Annotated in this window: 1 protein-coding gene; it reads left to right on the top strand. The window is 64.3% G+C overall.

Translation table 11 applies throughout. The features are described 5' to 3' along the window. Positions 1 to 77: 77 nt before the first annotated feature. Entirely contained in the window at positions 78 to 1,226 is a 1,149-nt protein-coding gene (locus tag CHB83_RS23400; protein ID WP_089334548.1) for an ISAs1 family transposase, read from the top strand. Positions 1,227 to 1,245: the final 19 nt, after the last annotated feature.

The following is a 1,245-nucleotide window of genomic DNA, read 5'->3' as shown; positions in this document are numbered from 1 at the left end:
CCCAGGGCTTACGCATCAAATAGCAGGGAGTATGAGAAGAGCAGACCTTTGCCTTTTCAGGCAACGTCAAGGTCTTTATGCTCAGCCACCTACTCGCTTCCTTCGCTACCCTGCCTGACCCGCGTTGCGCCGGCCGCACCCGGCACCGCTTGCTCGATATACTCGTCATTGCCGTCTGCGCCGTGGTGGCCGGCGCGGAGACGTGGGTAGACATCGCGTACTACGGCCAGTTGAAGCAGTCGTGGCTGGCGACGTTTCTAGACTTGCCCGGCGGCATTCCCTCCCACGACACCTTCCGGCGGGTGTTCTCGCTGCTTGACCCGCAGCAGGTGGAGCAGTGTTTCCGCCAGTGGATGGCCACCGTCGCCCCGCCCTTACCGCGCGAGGTAGTCGCGGTCGATGGCAAGACCCTGCGGCGCTCGTTCGACCGCGGGCGGGCCCAGGGCCCGCTACACGTCGTCAGCGCGTTTGCCACCGAGCAGGGCTTGAGCCTGGGGCAGGTAGCCGTGACGGGCAAAGGGCAGGAGTTGACGGCAATTCCGATGTTACTCAGCAACCTGCAGCTGGCCAACACGATTGTCACGCTGGATGCGCTTGGTTGCCAGCAGGCCATCGCCCGGCAACTGGTGGCCCAGCAGGCAGATTATATCCTGGCCTTGAAAGGCAACCAGGGGCGCTACTACCGCGCCGTCAAGGCCTACTGCCACACGGCTTGTTGCCAACGCTGGGTGGAGTATCCCGCCGACTACGATGCCTTCGACCACCGCCACGGCCGCCGGGTGCGGCGCCGGGCCTGGGTGCTGCCGCTAGGCGAGGAACTGGCTGGCTTACGCGCCTGGCCGGGCCTGCAAGCCATTATCGTGGTGGAAACCATCCGGCAGGTGCAGCACCAGCCGGGCACGCGTGCGGAATGGCGCTACTACCTGACCAGTTGCCCGGATGCCCCGGCGGTGCTCATCCAGGCTATCCGCCGCCACTGGGCCATCGAAAATAGCTTGCATTGGGTACTGGATGTGGTCTTCCGCGAGGACGAGGCCCGCAGCCGCGACCGGGTAGCTACCCGCAACTTTGCCGTGCTGCGTAAGCTGGCGTTCAATCTCTTGCAACAGGGAAAGCACCAGCCCGGCAGTCTGCGAACCCGGCGACGGAACGCGGGCTGGAACGATAACTATCTGACCCGGCTCCTAACCTGCGCCCGCGAAAATAACCGAGCGGCTGCTCCCTAGATTTGATGCGTAAGCCCTG

The organism is Hymenobacter mucosus (assembly GCF_900188255.1).
GTDB lineage: Bacteria > Bacteroidota > Bacteroidia > Cytophagales > Hymenobacteraceae > Hymenobacter > Hymenobacter mucosus.
This window is presented reverse-complemented; position numbering and strand designations above follow the sequence as displayed.

Excerpts from the sequence above, each read along its gene's own strand:
- CHB83_RS23400 (WP_089334548.1), top strand. The coding sequence starts at position 78 with ATGCTCAGCCACCTACTCGCTTCCTTCGCTACCCTGCCTGACCCGCGT.